The organism is Mucilaginibacter sp., from assembly GCF_965201005.1.
Taxonomy (GTDB): domain Bacteria; phylum Bacteroidota; class Bacteroidia; order Sphingobacteriales; family Sphingobacteriaceae; genus Mucilaginibacter_A.
This window is the reverse complement of the sequence record NZ_OZ241747.1, coordinates 14,493-31,661: the sequence shown is the minus strand read 5'-3', so window position 1 is coordinate 31,661 and position 17,169 is coordinate 14,493. Positions and strand designations below refer to the sequence as shown.

The following is a 17,169-nucleotide window of genomic DNA, read 5'->3' as shown; positions in this document are numbered from 1 at the left end:
ATGAACTGGTGGCATTACCTGATTTTGGCAAACCTGTATCTGGCACTGTTTTACGGGTTTTACCTGTTGTTTTTGCGCAAGGAAACCTATTTTATGCTGAACCGGATTTACTTGGTTTCGGCGGCAATATTGTCGTTTTTTATCCCGATGATGCAGTCGGAATGGGTCAGAAACCTGTTTATCACCCAAAAAGTGCAGCAAACCATTTATTACATCAACCCGGGTTTTGTTTATCAGGTATCGCCCCAAATCAATACCGGTTTTACCGTTGCGCAGGTTTTTACAACGGTTTACTGGCTGGTGGCCATGCTGCTTTTTGCACGGTTGTTTTATCGGTTTTTTACGCTGAGCAGGCTGATGCAGCAAAACGAAAGCGGCCAGGCATTTTCTTTTTTCGGACAGATTAAAGTGGATGACCGGCTGCCGGAATATGAAGTGGTTTATCAGCACGAAAGCACCCACGCCGCGCATTTGCACTCTGCCGATGTGCTTTTGTTTGAAATCCTGACTATCCTGAACTGGTTTAACCCGGTTATTTATTTCTACCAGAAAGCCATTAAACACAACCACGAATTTATGGCCGATAAAAATGCCGTTGGTTTCGGGGTTGATAAATCCGACTACGCGTTGTTGCTGCTGAGCCAGAAAATGGGCGTGCGGCCAAATTTGCTGGTCAACAGTTTTTTCAATCAATCATTACTTAAACAACGGATTATGATGTTACATAAAAACCCATCCAAAAGAAGTGCATTGCTAAAATATGGTTTATCGGCACCGCTTTTCGGGCTGATGCTGGTTTTCACTTCGGCCACAGTAAGCAGGCAGCAAACCATCCAAAAACTGGCCGATCATATCAGCAGTGAGGCACCGATCAAAGAAGTGGCGGTAGATTTATCTAACCAAATCAACGTTTTGCCGACCTCTTTACAAAAGTCGGGGTTAAAGGCTGCAACGGTGCAGGATTTAAAAGGGAAAGTGGTGGACATAAATGGCAAGCCTTTAGCTGGTGTAAAAGTTTCGTATGATAAAAAAAACCTTCACACAGTAACTGATGCAGATGGAGATTTTAGTTTTTCAGATTATACAGAAGGTGATTTCCTGACTTTTAAATATACTGATAAACGTGCTGAATCGGCCACTATCACGTCGTTTACAAATGCTAAAGGAAAACTGCAAATCATAGTATTCCCAGACAGAAGACCAACAATGGCCAATTCTATTGTAGCCGATAAACATCCTTCAGGTAGTGATGTAGTAAGTTTCGCGGCAGTAGAGATGTTGCCTTCATTTATGGGAGGCGATAAAGCTTTTTCAATGTTCTTGGCAAGCCATATTAAATATCCAAAAGAAGCTAAAGATCAAAAAATACAAGGCCGCGTAATTGTTTCTTTTATTGTAGAAAAAGATGGCTCACTTTCCAATATTAAAGTTTTACGTGATATTGGCGGAGGTGCAGGGCGGGAAGCAGTCCGAGTTTTGTCTGAATCTCCTGCATGGAACCCCGGAATACAAAACGGAAGAAAAGTTCGGGTAAGTTATACGATGCCGGTTAATTTTGCTCTGGATGACGGAACATCAAATTCTAATAGTAAACCAGATGCATCAGGAGGGATAGTTGTTACTGGCTATGTTTCTCCTGACTCTGCTAAAAGAACATCAACACTCATTATTGATGGAAAAACAAATTCTCATCCGCCTTTATACATTATAGATGGGGTTGAAGCAAAAGATGATGTTATGAAAACTATTAACCCAGTTGATATTGAAAGTATAAGCGTTTTAAAAGATTCTTCTGCAACTGTAAAATACGGCGATAAAGGTAAAAATGGTGTAATCCTGATCACCACCAAAAAAGGCAAAAAGGCTACAGAAACAACTAAGCCATAATGCTTCTTTTACCACTTAAAAATCAGCATCCAAACCGGTGCTGATTTTTTTTGCTTTTTGTGCCGGATGTATCAGGAATTTTCTTCAAAGCAGCCTGATTTTATACCGATAATAGAAGCATCTGACAAAAGGAATTAACCGCTATAAATAAGCGCCATAAAGAGCCGTTTGCAAGACCGCCGGACAGGTAGCCACTCAGGCGCGCAGGGAAGAATGCCGCCCGGAGGCGATCCGGCATTCTTGAATTTTTGGTTCTTTTTGTTCAAGCAAAAAGAACATAAAGCCAGCAACCGCAGGTTTGCTTTTATCAATCATGCTTCTTTTAGCATATATTTTTTGATCAGGAACTGCGTTCCCTCTTCTATTTCTTTTTCCTTGATGAAAAAGAAACAAAAAATCAAGGCAAACCCGATCGCCTCCGGGCGTTTTGCCGGGCAGCCGCACCTGGGTGGTTACTTGTATGACGACCCTTGCATTTTAACTTATTGAATGCTTCTTTTATCAACCTAAAATTATTTACGCCGAGGTGTAACCTGATTGAAAAAGCGGTGGTCTGAATAGCTATAAACAGTTAAATTTAATTAAAATGGACACCGGAAACTTAGCACTTTTAATGATCATTATAGTATCTCTTGGCTTATTTGTAATGGTTTATGGCATTGTTTACTTAAAAAGCAGAGAACGTATGGCAATGATAGAACGCGGAATGGAACCACAAACCAGTTTGCCGAAACAAAAACAAGTTAATCCAGCATTTAGCTTAACTTTTGGTTTACTTTTAATAGGTTCTGGATTAGGCCTTCTTATCGCTTTTTTAATGGATCAAATGGCATTTAGTAATGCCAACCGTTATATTGATACTACAGCGCTTTATTTTGCGTTGATTGCGATTTTTGGCGGCTTGGGCTTGTTCATTTCCTATCTTGTCGAGCGTAAAAACGAGCAGAAAAAAGACCTGTAAAAACAGCATCTACAAATATCTTTCACGGATAATTTTGAGATGATGCAGCTCGTGGCCGGCAATGATATACAGCAGGGCTTTTACAGAAACCATTGCGTTGCTGGCCATGCCTTTACGTTTTAATTGTTCCGGGCTGAGGTTTTGATAGAGATAAAAATTAGCTTTCCGAAGCAAACAAAATTCATCGGCCAAACTTGCCAGCGTGCGTGTTTTGTAATTGGACCTCGAACTAAAAAAGTTTTCGTTAAAACCCGCCAGCGGATGATGATCGGCACGCGAAAACCGCAGCAAACGATAACTCATAATCCGCTCGTTATCAATCAGATGACCCAATACTTCTTTTATCGTCCATTTTCCTTCGGCATAAGCAAAATCAGCTTTTTCGGGTGGTAATGATCCGAAGAAATTATAGCTTTTAGTTTGATTGGATTGCAGCGTTTCCAGCACATCCAAATCGCCAATTAAATCAATATATCTTTTGTAAAACGGCGCGTATTCTTCGGGTTGAGGTTTGGTCATGCTGCAATATTTTTTAAAATGATACGGAATGTGGTGCCTTTGCCCACTTCAGAATCTTTTACAAAAATCTGTCCGTTATGGTAATTTTCGATCATCCTTTTTGTTAACGATAAGCCCAAACCCCAGCCGCGTTTGCGCGTGGTGTAGCCAGGACGGAAAACGGTTAAAAATTTAGACCGCGAAATGCCTTTTCCGGTATCGCTTACATCAATGTAAACTAATTTTTTGGCTGCGCTGCCGCGGATCATTACCTTGATCTGACCGGTTCCTTCAATGGCGTTCACGGCGTTTTTCAGCAGGTTTTCCAGCACCCAGTCAAACAGCGGAATGTTCAGTCCGGCTTTTAATTTGGTATCGCCAAAAAGTTCAAAACTGATTTTATTGGTTACGCGCACTTTAAAATAATCAACATAATCTTTCACCACATCGTAAACCACTTGCGGTTCCAGGTTGGGTTTAGAGCCGATTTTAGAGAAACGGTCTGCCACAATTTCCAGCCTTTTTACGTCATTGTCCATCTCCAGCAAAAGCGGATCGTCTTCGGCATCAAATTTATCTTTCAGCAACTCAATCCAGGCCATTAACGAAGAAATCGGCGTGCCCAGCTGATGCGCCGTTTCTTTGGCCAAACCAACCCAAACCTGGTTTTGCTCGGATTTTCGGGAAGAATTGAAAGCCGTATAAGCCACAATCAAAAACACCGCAATGAGCAAAAGCTGCACGTACGGAAAAATTTTGAGCTGCGTGAGCAACAACGAATCCTTGTAATAAACCAGCCAGTAACTGTTGCCAAACATGCTCGGGATGTTGAGGCGGATGGGCGCGTGCTGCCTTTTCATGGAAGCCAGCTGATCTTTAAAATAACGCGGATCGTATTTTTTGGCCGCCTTTTTTCCCGGTTGATGGTCTGCTTCTACATCGATAAAGGTTTTGGTCGAATCCAGTCCTTTGGCAAACTTGATCTCGCCGTGATTATCCGTGATAATGGCCGGTACAGAAAGGCTGTCGCGCACAATAAAAACGTAATTTAAAAAATCATTGTCCTCCGAAGAAAGCTGCTGCTGCATCGTGCGGGCCCAAACTTCGGCGCGCGTGTGTTCTGCTTTGCCAATGTTTTTAACTAAATAATTGGTGTAAAACAAAGATCCGCTGGCAATAATGGCAGCAAAAACAAGCAGCAGGTAGTTCCACTGGCGTTTGTGTTCGTAAGGGTTCATTCAAGGCAAAATACGCTATTTGTATTGAAAATATTGCCGCATGCTGTTTTTATCGTACAAAAACCGGCGGCCGCATCAACTGTTAAAACTTACCTTTGCCAGCGTTTTTTAACAATACTGTTTTTACCGATAAAATTTATCCCATGTCTGATCAAATACGCGTGCGTTTTGCCCCAAGCCCAACCGGCGGCCTGCATTTGGGCGGCGTTCGCACGGCACTTTTTAATTACTTTTTTGCCCGGCAAAACAATGGCAAATTTATTTTGCGGGTAGAAGATACCGACCAAACGCGCTTTGTGGAAGGTGCCGAACAATATATTATGGATTGTTTGGATTGGTGCGGCATTTCGCCGGATGAAAGCCCGCAAACCGGCGGCAAATTTGGCCCGTACCGGCAAAGCGAAAGAAAAGATTTATATCGCCAGTATGCCGAACAATTAGTTGAACAAGGCCACGCATATTACGCTTTTGATACACCCGAAGAACTTGAACAAAAACGCGAAGAAACGCCCAATTTTCAATACGGCCACACGCACCGGAACGAATTACGGAATTCCATTTTTTTGCCGGTAAACGAAGTACAGGCTTTGCTGGACGCAGGCACGCCGCACGTTATCCGCATAAAAATGCCGCCGGACGAAACGATTGGTTTTACCGATTTGATCCGCGGCCGCGTTAATTTTGAAACCAACCAGGTTGATGATAAAGTGTTGCTGAAAGCGGATGGAATGCCAACCTATCATCTGGCGGTTGTGGTAGATGATTATTTGATGAAAATTACGCACGCTTTCCGCGGGGAAGAATGGCTGCCATCCGCACCGGTGCATTTGCTTTTGTGGGAATATTTGGGCTGGAAGGAGGCCATGCCGCAATGGGCGCATTTGCCGCTGATTTTGAAGCCGGACGGGCACGGAAAACTGAGCAAACGCGATGCCGACCAGTTGGGTTTCCCGGTTTATGCCATGAACTGGACCGATCCGAAATCCGGCGATTTGACCAAAGGTTTCCGCGAGCTGGGCTTTTTGCCGGAAGCTTTTGTGAATTTGCTGGCGATGCTGGGCTGGAACAATGGCACCGATCAGGAACTGTTTTCGCTGGAAGAACTGGTGCGCGAGTTTTCTTTGGACCGGATCAGCAAAGCCGGTGCGCAGTTTGATTTTGAGAAAGCGAAATGGTTCAACCACGAGTGGATCAAACAAACCCCGGCCAAGGATCTGGAACCTTTGGTGATTCATACGTTACGTTCCCACCAAATTTCAGCGGAGAATAACCCTCAGCTTAAAAAAATTATTGATCTGGTGAAAGACCGTTGCACGCTGGTTTCTGATTTTTATGAACATTCGGCTTATTTTTTCCAAAAACCAACTGCCGAAACGACCGACTGGCCAAGCATCCAACCCAAATGGAACGCTGCCAAAACCGATTTTTTTCAGTCTTTTGTACAAAAATCCGCAGCAATAAACAACTGGACGGCCGCCGAAATCGAAATCAACTTTAAAAACTTAGCCGCCGAAAAAGGCATTAAAATTGGCGAAGTGATGCTGCCTTTCCGTGTGATTTTGGTTGGCGGGAAATTTGGCCCGGCGGTTTTCGAGATTGCCGAATTATTAGGCATAAAAGAAGTATCGGAACGGATTGGGGCCGCATTGCTGTTTTTAGGGCGATAAAAGAAGTATCAATATAACTTACATCCTAAAATGAAAAATAATTTTAACTGCTTGTCCTGCTTAACTTTTATTACTGCCGCAACGTTGTTTTTGGCAGCCTGCGCCAGCAACCCGTACGCGATTACCAACCGTTCTTACAAGCAGCAGGTAAAGGCATACGCTAAAATTATCGGACAAACCCCGCCGGCAACAGCCGGGGAAATACCCGATAAAAAAAGCTGGGTAGGCACCACAAATTTTAACCTGCGGAAACCCAACTACGTGATTATCCATCACACGGCGCAAAATTCTGCGGAGCAAACGCTGAAAACTTTTACGATGCCGCGAACGCAGGTGAGCGCGCATTATGTGATTGGAAAAGACGGAACAGTTTACCACATGCTGAACGATTATCTGCGTGCCTGGCAGGCCGGAAACGCTAAATGGAGCGGCAGCACGGACATCAACAGTAATTCTATCGGTATAGAGCTGGACAACAATGGTTTTGTGCCTTTTACCGAGCCGCAGATCAATAGTTTGCTGCTGCTTTTATCTACCTTAAAAAAAGCGTACAATATACCAACGGCAAACTTTATCGGCCATGGTGATATTGCGCCCGGCCGGAAGGTTGACCCCAGTAAATATTTCCCCTGGAAAACGCTGGCCGAACATGGCTTTGGCAACTGGTATGATGCCGTTTTGGACACCGTGCCGAGAAACTTCAACGCGATGCAAACTATGCGCGTAATTGGTTACGACACAAGGGATTCTGTTGCGGCTTTGCTGGCTTTTAAACGTCATTTTACGCCGCAGGACAGTACACGGATGATGACGGATTCGGGCAGGATGATCTTGAATAATCTGGTTAGGAAGTATTAGAAGATTTTTAGCCTATATAATACTTAAATATATGGCTCGAAGAAAAGCAGTTACTGATCTACCTTCTTTTGATCAATTGATGATCCCGACAATTAAAGCTTTAAAAGCCTTAGGTGGATCTGGTTCGATTGAAGAAATAAACACCGGAGTTTACAATATAGCTAAAATTTCAGAAGAGATTTTACAGATTCCTCACGGCAACGGCACAGTAAATGAAGTTGATTACAGGCTTGCATGGAGCAGAACATATCTTAAAAAGTTTGGGCTACTTGAAAATTCATCTAGAGGCATCTGGGCTTTAGCAAAAGCGGATATTGATACTACTAAACTTAGTTATATAGATATTGTTAAAAAAGTAAGAGAGCAAGATAAGCCAGTTGATAAAAAGGTTACTAATCTTGTTGAGATTGAACATGAGGTTGCCGAAGAAATTTTTAATAGTGAAGGCTGGAAAGAAAAATTATTAAACATTTTATATAATATAACTCCAGCAGCTTTTGAGCGATTATCACAACGACTACTTCGTGAAAGTGGTTTTTCTCAAGTAGAAGTTACTGGAAAAGTTGGTGATGGTGGAATTGATGGAAAAGGAATTGTGAGAGTAAGTGGTCTTTTAAGTTTTCATGTTATTTTTCAGTGCAAACGTTATAAAGGATCAGTATCACCAAGTCAGATTCGTGATTTTAGAGGTGCAATGCAAGGTAGAGCAGATAAAGGTTTAGTCATTACAACTGGAACTTTTACAAGAGAAGCACTTAAAGAAGCAACACGAGATGGCGCACCGCCTATTGACTTAATAGACGGCGAACTTTTATGTGATAAAATGAAAGAACTAAAGTTAGGGGTAGATATAAAACTTATTGAAACGATTGAGATAAAAAACGATTGGTTCAATAATTTATGATCAAGTTGTTGATATAATAATTAAGATTCTACTCCCTTCCCGCCGGTCGCTCCCCAGCCTCCCGTTTACTGCCATCATACAACTCATATTCCATCAGTCGGCAATCCAGTTTCCCGTTAAAAAACTCGATTTTACGTGCTGCTTTTAGCCCTACTTTTTTGGCAAGTTCCGGGTTTCCGGTAAAAACGTAGCCGCGGTAACCTTTACAATTGGTTTTTAAAAAATCGCCGATACGTTTGTAAGTGGCTTCTAATTTGGAATGTACGCCCAAACGTTCGCCATATTCCGGGTTGAAGAAAACTACGCCTGGTTGTTCCGGTACTTCGGTTTCGGCAAAATCGCAAACCTGGAACGTGATTAAATGATCCACGCCAGCCGTTTTTGCATTATTTTCGGAGATATTTACAGCATCCGCAGAAATATCCGAAGCAATAATCTTAAAGTCGATTTCCTTTTTAGATATGTCTTTCAGTTTGCGGCGTTCTGCAAAAAACACTTGTTCATCGTAACCCAAAATATGCATAAACGCGTAATTCATGCGGAAAAGTCCGGGCCGTTTATTGGTTGCCAGCAAAGCAGCTTCGATTGCCAAAGTTCCGGAACCGCACATCGGATTGATAAAGGTGCTTTTCTGATCCCAGTTGCTTGCCAAAATTGTACTGGTTGCCAAAGCTTCCAGCATCGGTGCTTTGCCCGGAATTTTACGGTAACCGTGTTTAGATAATGTTTCACCGGAAGTATCCAAAAAAATATCGGCCTGGTTTTCCTGCCAGTACAAGTGCAAAACGGTTTTGTTCCACTCCGGGCCGGAATTTGGCCGGATGCCTTTTTTATCTTTTATCCGATCCACCACAGCATCTTTCACCTTCACATTGGCAAAAAGCGGCGTGGTAATGTATTCGTTGTTTACGTTAGATGTTACGGAGAAATAACCATCAAAAGCAATCAGGTTTTCCCATTCAATTTCCATTAAACGGTTGTACAATTCGCCGGGGTTTCGGGCATCAAAAGAAGCAACTAAATACAAAACCTGACTGGCACAGCGCAGGTTTAAGTTTAGCGGTATACAATCGTTCACCGTTCCTTCCAGTTCCAAACCTGTAGAAAAAGAACGTTTAATGGTAAAACCCAGTTCTTCTACTTCCTGCTTTAAATAAACGGATAACCGTTTGTTGCAGGTAATGATTATTTTGCTTTTTGTGTTGAAAACGTCCGTCATAATTCCGCGAATTTAATAATTTAAGCTGCCGGTTTTGCCGGCAATCGCTTAACTTTACCCCTAAAAATATTAACCATGGAGATTAAAGGAAAAGTACACGAAGTATCGCCTACCACGCAGGTAACCGATTCTTTGAAAAAAAGAGAACTGATTGTGGAATATGTTGAGAACCCGCAATACCCGGAATATTTAAAGTTTGAGGCCATTCAGGACCGTTGTGCTTTGCTGGACAATACCAAAGTTGGCGATGATGTAGAAGTGTTTTTTAACCTAAAAGGCCGCAAGTGGACTGACAAAACAGGTAAAGTGGTTTATTTTAATACCTTAGGATTGTGGAAAGTAAACGTATTATCTGCTACGGCTACTGCCGCCGCAACGCCTGCTTATGCTGCACCAACCGCTGATTTAAGTGCCGGTGCAGATGAGGATGACGATCTGCCTTTCTAAAAAATAAAGTCCCTGCTTTTTCCGGCAGGGACTTCAACTATTATATTTTGTGTAAAGAGGCTTTTGATTGCACATTCCGGGCAAAACCCCAACAAACCAATCCTTAAATTTCATAACACAACAATCGTAAGTTTTTCTTGATCACAAAATTATTTTTGTTGTTGCATCCGGCCCAAACCTGTTTATTGTGCGTTTTTTTTGATTTGTAAATGCTGTTTTTACAGGGTAAATTTTAGTTTAAATCAAGACAAAAAACCATGAACCGATTTCAAACATGCTGTTTTTACCACATAAATTTCAGTCTGGTTAAAATTTTTGGGGTGATTGATCAAAACCTGCCGACAGATGTTAAATTATGTTAAAGCCGGTAGCCGCAACCTTAACTTGGATATTTTTGTATGATGAAAACAAAAAGGCTTCACCTGATCATTGCCATTATGGGCCTGGCCCTGCTGGGGATGATCGGGATGCAGTTTTATTTTCTGTACGAATCTTACAAACTTAAATCAGAGCTTTTTGACCGCGATGTTTCTGCTGCTTTAAGCAATGTGGTTTATAAAATCGAGAAGCTGGATGCCATCAACTCCATGAACCGGATACACATTCCGGCAAAGCAATACAAAAGCAGCGGAAATTATGTTTACAGCCGTTTAACCGATACCAGCCCAAATTTATACCCGCAAAAGAAGCATCAACGCAACCTTCACCCCGAAATTGAGCGGAAACAACGCCGCATTGCCAGCCTGAAAGACAGCTTGGAAAACTTATCCAGCCAAAGCAACAACCTGGACAACATTTTAAGCTATGAGCAGGTACATGTAGAAGGTTATATTGATGAAATGGGCCGCCCGCATACCCAAATCACCAGTGTTGCCCGACCCAGATTAACGCCGCAACTGCGCAAACAACTCAGCCCAAACCTGCATAAATACGACACGGTGCGTTACGCTTACAACGATCCGGTAAATAATACGCCAACCATTATTTCGCTGCCGCAGCTTAACCCGCAATGGGTGAAAGAGCAGCAGCGTTTAAAAAAGGAACGCACGTACAAAAACCTCAAAAAAATACTGGAAGATTCTGTACATCTGCTGAAAGCCAAATTAGTAACGCCGCAAAAAATCAGCGTAATGGAAAACCTGGCGGTAGAATATCAGAAGGTTGACGAACCGCTTTCTGCCCGGATTGACCGGCTGGAACTGGATTCTTTGCTTCGGTTTGAACTGCAGAACAAAAACATTTTTTTGCCTTTCAGCTACGAAATTACCACGGCATCGCATGATTCGCTGATCTTTTCCAACGCAGAAAACTATAACGGAGTGCGGCCACAGTTTATCAAGGCCAACAGTTATCAAACGCCCATTTTTACCAAGGAAGTGGTGAATGACCCGGGAATGCTGAACATTTATTTCCCCCAAAAAAACCGCTTGATTTTAAACCGCGTAACCGGCACTGTTGGTATTTCTGCCGGATTGCTGCTGGTGCTGATTTTTTGTTTTGCTTATACAATTTCACTCATTTTCCGTCAGAAAAAACTGGCCGAGATGAAAACGGAATTCATCAACAACATGACGCACGAATTTAAAACGCCGGTTTCTACCATCATGATTGCCAGCGAAGCTTTAAAAGATGAAGAAATTATGCAGGACAAAGCCCGGGTTTCGCGTTTGGCCGGTATTATTTACGATGAAAACGTACGCCTGGGAAGCCATATAGAACGTGTGCTGAACATTGCCCGGATTGAGCAGGACGATTTCAGGCTCGACCTGAAAGAGATTGATGTGAACGAACAAATTACGGCCGTGGTTGATAGCATGTCGTTGAAAATACAAAAACACAATGCGCGGGTTTCTTTGGATTTGAATGCCGTTCCGGCGGATATTCTGGCCGATGAACTGCATTTTACCAACGTGCTTTACAACCTGATCGATAATGCTTTAAAATACAGCAAGGACGAACCGCTGATCAAAATTTCTACCAAAAGCACAGCTAACCAGCTGTTTATCAGCGTAGAAGATAATGGCATTGGCATGAACCGCGATCAGCAGGCCAAAATATTTGAACAGTTTTACCGCATCCCAACCGGCAATTTGCATGATGTAAAAGGCTTTGGTTTGGGTTTAAGTTATGTCAACACGATTGTGAAACGCTTAAACGGTATGATTACAGTTCATTCTGAAAAAGACAAAGGTTCTGTTTTTGAACTTAAATTTCCGCTGCACCAAAGCTAAACCCGGCCAATGCTGTTTTTATCGTATAAATTTTGCCCTGCTTAAAATATATCGTCCCAAAACATGAACAAAAAAATTTTACTGGCCGAAGACGACCCAAACCTGGGTTTGCTGCTGCAGGATTATTTACAACTGAAAGGTAAGTTTGATGTGGTGCTGAGCACAGATGGCGAAGAAGGTTTGCGACAGTTTACCAAAGAACAATTTGATTTGGTGATTTTGGATGTGATGATGCCGAAAAAAGACGGCTTTACACTGGGCAAAGAAATCCGGAAAATAAACCCGGAAGTGCCCATTATTTTTGCCACCGCAAAAGGCATGATGGAAGATAAGGCCGCCGCTTTTAACCTGGGCGGAGACGATTACATCACCAAACCTTTTCGTATCGAAGAGTTGCTGCTGCGGATCAACGCGCTGCTGAAACGCGTGGCTAATCAAGATAAAAAAGCAGAAGAAAAACCAACGCGTTTTACCATCGGCAAATACCATTTTGATTTTTCGGTGCAACTCATTTCTATTGACGGGCATCAGCAAAAACTATCCACAAAAGAAGCAGAACTACTGCGTTTGCTTTGCCTCAAACAAAACACGGTCCTTACCCGAGAAGAAGCGTTGCTGAACATCTGGCATGATGACAATTATTTTAACGGCCGCAGCATGGATGTTTTCCTGAGTAAAATCCGCAAGTATTTAAAAGATGATCCCAGCGTAGAAATTATTAATGTTCATGGAAAAGGTTATAAGTTGCTGGTGAGTTAGGCAAATGCTGTTTTTATCCACCTAAAATCATCAGTCAAAAGATAACGAATTGCCGGCCGGAACATGTGTGACCTTTAGCTGCGGAAAGTTTTTACGGAGCCATTCGGCCATGTAAACCGAACCTGCTTCTTCGCTGGCGATATGGCCAAGTACAATTAGCGAAAGCTGATTGCCTTTTGCTCTTGCATCCCGCACATATTCGGCAGTTTCCCATTCAGAAATCTCGCCACAAACCAACACATCTGGCTTGATTTTGCTTGTCGCACTGATTTGTGTTTTCCCTCCGGCAGAACCTTCCATGAACAAAACTTTTTGGTAAGGCTGATTTAAATTACCAATATAGCGCACCATTTTAATACCTAATTTTGATTTCAGTTCGCTTATCAAATCCGAAAGTTTTCGGCCTGAATTAAAATCAAACAGATACGGTATCGTTTTATCTTCAAACTTCTGCCATTGCAATTCATCAACATCGCCTTTCAAAACACCATCTGGTACCAGGCTGTGTATGTAATCATGATTGCGCCAAACGGCAATGTTATGCTGTTTTAGCAGGTTCATTTTATATTGATAAACATCGTCATCCGCCAGCCATTTGGTATCATCGGTATGGTTGTAAAAAGTTGGCTCATGGGCGATAATAAAGTTTGCACCAAGCGAAATTGCCTTACGGATCACCTCAATCGTGGCAAACATAGTCGTTACAACCCCGGTTACCACAATTTCCCGGTTGCCGGATTTTAAAGTATCTATCGTGTTCGTTTTTTCTCCTCCGGGAACTTGTTTGATAAAAGCATCCATGATTTGGCCAACCGTAATTCGTTCATCTTCCCCAAAAATTGAAGCAAAACTTGCAACAGGCGAAACAAGTAGCGCAGTTGCAGCTAATGCTTTGGTATTTATGGCGATGAATTTTAGACGGTTAATCGTTTTCATTTTTAACAAAATTTTATGACCAAAAGTAGCAATGGAAACGTAAGGTTGGAGGTTTTAGGCTGAGAAATTTAATTTTATACCGATAAAAGAAGCATACAAATAGAATCAAGATATTATATGTTCAATTTGTACATCAACAAAAATCAATCTTAATCAATGATCATCAAATCCTCGGTAATCTTCAGATTCAACAAAACCTATTTTCTGTTCACCATTTTACTGTTTTTAACCGAAGTTTTTATCGCGGTTTATCTGCACGACGAAATTATCCGGCCTTACGGCGGCGATTTTTTAGTGGTGATTTTGATTTACTGTTTTGTGAAAAGCTTTTTTAACACGCCGGTAAAAGCTACCGCATTGGCTGTTTTGCTGTTTTCTTATTTGATAGAAACACTACAATATTTTCATCTGGTTGATCTTCTCGGACTTGAAAAACATACAATCGCACGCATTGTGATCGGTACATCTTTTGCCTGGACAGATTTGTTGGCTTACACTTTAGGCATTTTACTGGTTTTGATAGTTGAGTTTAGGTTGAAAAAATCCGCCTGAACAAACGGATCGGTAAGGATCAACTTCTGCAATAATTTCTTTCCACAAAAAACAAGCTTAATTATCTGATTAAGAAAAATAATTAATTGTTAAATATTTTGATGCTTTTTTTACCAGGTAAAATTTGGGATGAGGGTTTAGCACTGATTATTTGAAAATAAATCTTTATATTTTGCTAACTTTTTTAGCAAAATAATCGTACTATTGTGATGAAGAGAGGGCATTACAATGGAACATTCATTAATTTTTCTGGGGATCATCATCGCGCTGATTATTTTTCTGATCGGTTATTTATCCAACAATCCGGACACGAGCAGCATCGACATCAGCTTTTATCAGTTTAAAGTTTTGGTGAAAAAAAGTGCCGTAAGCCGCAAAAACTCTGTGGCACGCAAAATTGTGCGCAAGCGGCAGGCACTCAAACAAAAAGCAAAAGAAATTAAGGAAGCAGGCCCTTCCAAATAAACGGATGCTGTTTTTACGGGCATAAAAAAAGCCTGCAGGTTTTTAATAACCTGCAGGCTTTTGTATCATGTTTTTGGTTGGTTACTTGTTCACGTACATTACTTCTTTTACCGCTTTCACTACGCGGTCCGGGTTTGGCAGATACTCCTGGATCAGTGTTGGCGCGTAAGGCAAAGGCACGTCTCCGCCCATAATGCGTAAAATCGGCGCATCTAAATAATCAAACGCTTCCTGCTGCACTTTAAACGCAACTTCTGTAGCGATAGAGCCCAGAGGCCAGCTTTCTTCTACAATCACCAAACGGTTTGTTTTTTTAACAGATTCTAAAACGCAGGGATAATCGATTGGGCGTACGGTGCGCAAATCAATCACTTCGGCGTTTATCCCTTCTTTTTCCAGTTCGGCAGCAGCGGCATTCACCACTTTCATAATCTTGCCGAAACCAACCAAAGTTACGTCTGTGCCTTCTTTTGTTACTTTGGCTTTACCAATTTCGATGTAATACGTTTCTTCCGGCACTTCTCCTTTATCGCCGTACATCAGTTCTGATTCCATAAAAATAACCGGGTCCGGATCGATGATAGCCGATTTCAGCAAACCTTTTGCATCCGCAGGATTGGACGGGACAACCACTTTCAGGCCCGGGCAGTTTGCATACCAGTTTTCAAAACACTGGCTGTGCTGCGAGCTTAACATGCCCGCGTTTCCGGTTGGGCCGCGAAAAACGATCGGTGCCGAAAACTGCCCACCGCTCATCGACATTAATTTTGCCGCACCATTGATGATCTGATCAATCGCAACAAGCGAAAAATTAAACGTCATAAACTCCACGATCGGCCTTAAACCATTCATGGCAGAACCGATGGCAATACCAGAAAAGCCCATTTCAGAGATGGGTGTGTCGATCACCCGCTTGGCACCAAATTCATCCAGCATTCCCTGGCTCACTTTGTAGGCACCATTATATTCGGCAACTTCTTCACCCATTAAAAAAATAGTGTCGTCTTTGCGCATTTCTTCGTTCATGGCTTCGCGAAGTGCTTCTCTGAACTGTATTTCTCTCATCCTAAATAAAATCAAGTATTTTTCCGATCGCAAATATAAACAGTAAAACCTGATTTACAACCGCGGTTTTAGGCTGAAACAGAGGGAAATTATTTGAAAAAATAATTTATCAACAGTTCGTTATAGTTATGCGTTGATCTGGTAAACCGATATAGAACCATCAGTTTTCAGGTGATAAAAGAAGCATGGCAACAAGCTTTGATCAAACCTAAACCGACTGGCTGAATTATTTAAACACACAGTTTGCTATTACCACTTATTGTATATTACACAAATTTATTTAATGGACACTTACCTACAAACAACAGAAGATATTTACCGTACTGCCGCTTTAAAACCGGATGTTGGGCTTTGCTGCACCACCACGCCCATGAATAGTCCTGCGGCTTTAAACCGGGATGATATTTTTAGATCTTGTCCTACTTTTTTTTTATGATGGCGGAGGTTGTTGTTGATCAATATAAATTTTTGCGCATGAAAATATTGATAACCGGGGCAACCGGCTATATCGGGCAAAAGCTGGCGTTAAAATTAGCTGCGTCCGGCAACCAGGTAGTTATTTTAGTCAGAAATCCCGTAAAAGCAAAAAAACTGCTCAATCATCCTCAAATTACTATTTTTAAAGGCGATATTCTGGATAATTCAAGCATCGATAATGCTTTAAAAGGATGCAACCAGGTTTATCATTTAGCGGCCCTTGCTTCGGTTTGGCATAAAAATCCGGATACTTTTCATCAAATCAATGTAACGGGATTACAAAATATATTGAACGCCTGCCAAAAATGGCAGGTAAAAGAAGTATTGTTTACTTCTACCGCTGGCGTTGTGGGTGATTCAAAAGACGGGCAACCGGTTGCAGAACTCACCAATCTCAACCCAAAACTGGAAACCTTGTACGAAAACAGTAAAGCAGCAGCTGAAACCTTGATAAAAAAATATGTTAAAAAAGGTATCCGCGGAATTATCGTCAACCCAAGCCGCGTTTATGGCCCCGGCTTGCTGACAGAGAGTAACGGCTTCACCCGGCTGCTCCAAATGTATATCCATGGAAACTGGAAAATAAAGCCGGGTGATGGATACAGCATAGGCAATTATGTTTATATTGATGATGTAGTGAACGGAATGATTATGGCGATGGAAAAGGCCAAACCCGGAGAAAGATATTTGCTTGGCGGCATAAACGCGAGCTACAATGCTTTTTTTAGCCTGGTAAATCAGTTAACCGGTGTAAAAAGAAAACTTTATCGTTTTCCGTTGCCATTGATGCTTTTGCTTGCGCACATGCAATTGCTTATGGCCAAAATGTTTGGGAAACAGCCACTGATTACGCCATCTTTTGTTAGAAAATACAACAAAAACTGGATTGTAAATTCTGCAAAAGCCCAATCAGAATTAGGTTATACCATTACGCCGCTGGCCGAAGGGATAAAAGAAACAATCAGCTGGCTAAACGGATTGGAAAGCCATAAGCAATAAAGCTTG

General features: G+C 41.9%; 17 protein-coding genes. 12 read left to right on the top strand and 5 right to left on the bottom strand.

All coding sequences use genetic code 11. The features are described 5' to 3' along the window. Both ACOFKR_RS00170 and ACOFKR_RS00165 read left to right on the top strand, forming a co-directional pair. Entirely contained in the window at positions 1-1,887 is a 1,887-nt protein-coding gene (locus tag ACOFKR_RS00170; protein ID WP_419802005.1) for a TonB family protein, read from the top strand. Positions 1,888-2,473: 586 nt separating this feature from the next. Beyond that, positions 2,474-2,848, top strand: coding sequence for a DUF6249 domain-containing protein (locus ACOFKR_RS00165; protein ID WP_419802004.1), 375 nt, complete (start codon positions 2,474-2,476; stop codon positions 2,846-2,848). Between the two features lie 9 nt (positions 2,849-2,857). Here ACOFKR_RS00165 and ACOFKR_RS00160 read toward each other — a convergent pair whose 3' ends face one another. Both ACOFKR_RS00160 and ACOFKR_RS00155 read right to left on the bottom strand, forming a co-directional pair. After that, positions 2,858-3,367, bottom strand: coding sequence for a DinB family protein (locus tag ACOFKR_RS00160; protein ID WP_419802003.1), 510 nt, complete (start codon positions 3,365-3,367; stop codon positions 2,858-2,860). Continuing rightward, complete coding sequence (locus tag ACOFKR_RS00155) at positions 3,364-4,584, bottom strand: ATP-binding protein (RefSeq protein ID WP_419802002.1); 1,221 nt, start codon at positions 4,582-4,584, stop codon at positions 3,364-3,366. The genes ACOFKR_RS00160 and ACOFKR_RS00155 overlap by 4 nt, the downstream gene beginning before the upstream one ends. Before the next feature lie 143 nt (positions 4,585-4,727). Between ACOFKR_RS00155 and gltX the strand changes: the two genes are divergently transcribed. Genes gltX through ACOFKR_RS00140 form a run of 3 tightly spaced genes read left to right on the top strand, consistent with a single transcriptional unit; the run spans position 4,728 to position 8,013 of the window. Continuing rightward, positions 4,728-6,251: a glutamate--tRNA ligase gene (gene gltX, locus ACOFKR_RS00150; RefSeq protein ID WP_419802001.1), complete on the top strand. Its 1,524-nt coding sequence runs from the start codon at positions 4,728-4,730 to the stop codon at positions 6,249-6,251. Between the two features lie 30 nt (positions 6,252-6,281). Continuing rightward, on the top strand, positions 6,282-7,109 hold the full coding sequence (locus tag ACOFKR_RS00145; protein ID WP_419802000.1) for an N-acetylmuramoyl-L-alanine amidase: 828 nt from the start codon (positions 6,282-6,284) through the stop codon (positions 7,107-7,109). Between the two features lie 31 nt (positions 7,110-7,140). After that, positions 7,141-8,013, top strand: coding sequence for a restriction endonuclease (locus ACOFKR_RS00140; RefSeq protein ID WP_419801999.1), 873 nt, complete (start codon positions 7,141-7,143; stop codon positions 8,011-8,013). Positions 8,014-8,041: 28 nt separating this feature from the next. Here the strand turns inward: ACOFKR_RS00140 and ACOFKR_RS00135 are convergent, their stop codons facing one another. Beyond that, positions 8,042-9,232 (bottom strand): THUMP domain-containing class I SAM-dependent RNA methyltransferase, encoded by a 1,191-nt coding sequence (locus ACOFKR_RS00135; protein ID WP_419801998.1) that lies wholly within the window; start codon positions 9,230-9,232, stop codon positions 8,042-8,044. A 75-nt stretch (positions 9,233-9,307) separates the two neighbouring features. Here ACOFKR_RS00135 and ACOFKR_RS00130 point away from each other — a divergent pair, with 75 nt between their 5' ends. The 3 genes from ACOFKR_RS00130 to ACOFKR_RS00120 all read left to right on the top strand — a co-directional run bounded on the left by ACOFKR_RS00130 (position 9,308) and on the right by ACOFKR_RS00120 (position 12,669). Beyond that, on the top strand, positions 9,308-9,679 hold the full coding sequence (locus ACOFKR_RS00130; RefSeq protein WP_419801997.1) for a DUF3127 domain-containing protein: 372 nt from the start codon (positions 9,308-9,310) through the stop codon (positions 9,677-9,679). A 398-nt stretch (positions 9,680-10,077) separates the two neighbouring features. After that, positions 10,078-11,910, top strand: coding sequence for a sensor histidine kinase (locus tag ACOFKR_RS00125; RefSeq protein ID WP_419801996.1), 1,833 nt, complete (start codon positions 10,078-10,080; stop codon positions 11,908-11,910). A gap of 63 nt (positions 11,911-11,973) precedes the next feature. Further along, on the top strand, positions 11,974-12,669 hold the full coding sequence (locus ACOFKR_RS00120) for a response regulator transcription factor (RefSeq protein WP_419801995.1): 696 nt from the start codon (positions 11,974-11,976) through the stop codon (positions 12,667-12,669). A gap of 30 nt (positions 12,670-12,699) precedes the next feature. On the opposite strand, the gene ACOFKR_RS00115 is transcribed toward ACOFKR_RS00120, so the two are convergent. After that, a complete protein-coding gene (locus ACOFKR_RS00115) occupies positions 12,700-13,605 on the bottom strand; it encodes a Nif3-like dinuclear metal center hexameric protein (RefSeq protein ID WP_419801994.1) in 906 nt (301 codons plus the stop codon). Between the two features lie 156 nt (positions 13,606-13,761). On the opposite strand from ACOFKR_RS00115, the gene ACOFKR_RS00110 reads away from it, so the two are divergent. Together ACOFKR_RS00110 and ACOFKR_RS00105 are read left to right on the top strand one after the other, a co-directional pair. Continuing rightward, positions 13,762-14,157, top strand: a complete 396-nt coding sequence (locus ACOFKR_RS00110; protein ID WP_419801993.1) for a DUF2809 domain-containing protein — start codon at positions 13,762-13,764, stop codon at positions 14,155-14,157. A gap of 228 nt (positions 14,158-14,385) precedes the next feature. Then, the gene (locus tag ACOFKR_RS00105; protein WP_419801992.1) at positions 14,386-14,622 is read left to right on the top strand and encodes a hypothetical protein; all 237 of its coding nucleotides are present in this window, start codon (positions 14,386-14,388) and stop codon (positions 14,620-14,622) included. An 81-nt stretch (positions 14,623-14,703) separates the two neighbouring features. Here ACOFKR_RS00105 and ACOFKR_RS00100 read toward each other — a convergent pair whose 3' ends face one another. Next, positions 14,704-15,687: a pyruvate dehydrogenase complex E1 component subunit beta gene (locus ACOFKR_RS00100; protein WP_419801991.1), complete on the bottom strand. Its 984-nt coding sequence runs from the start codon at positions 15,685-15,687 to the stop codon at positions 14,704-14,706. A 283-nt stretch (positions 15,688-15,970) separates the two neighbouring features. Between ACOFKR_RS00100 and ACOFKR_RS00095 the strand changes: the two genes are divergently transcribed. Next, a complete protein-coding gene (locus tag ACOFKR_RS00095; RefSeq protein ID WP_419801990.1) occupies positions 15,971-16,123 on the top strand; it encodes a hypothetical protein in 153 nt (50 codons plus the stop codon). 38 nt (positions 16,124-16,161) lie between these two features. Beyond that, the gene (locus ACOFKR_RS00090; protein WP_419801989.1) at positions 16,162-17,163 is read left to right on the top strand and encodes an SDR family NAD(P)-dependent oxidoreductase; all 1,002 of its coding nucleotides are present in this window, start codon (positions 16,162-16,164) and stop codon (positions 17,161-17,163) included. Positions 17,164-17,169: the final 6 nt, after the last annotated feature.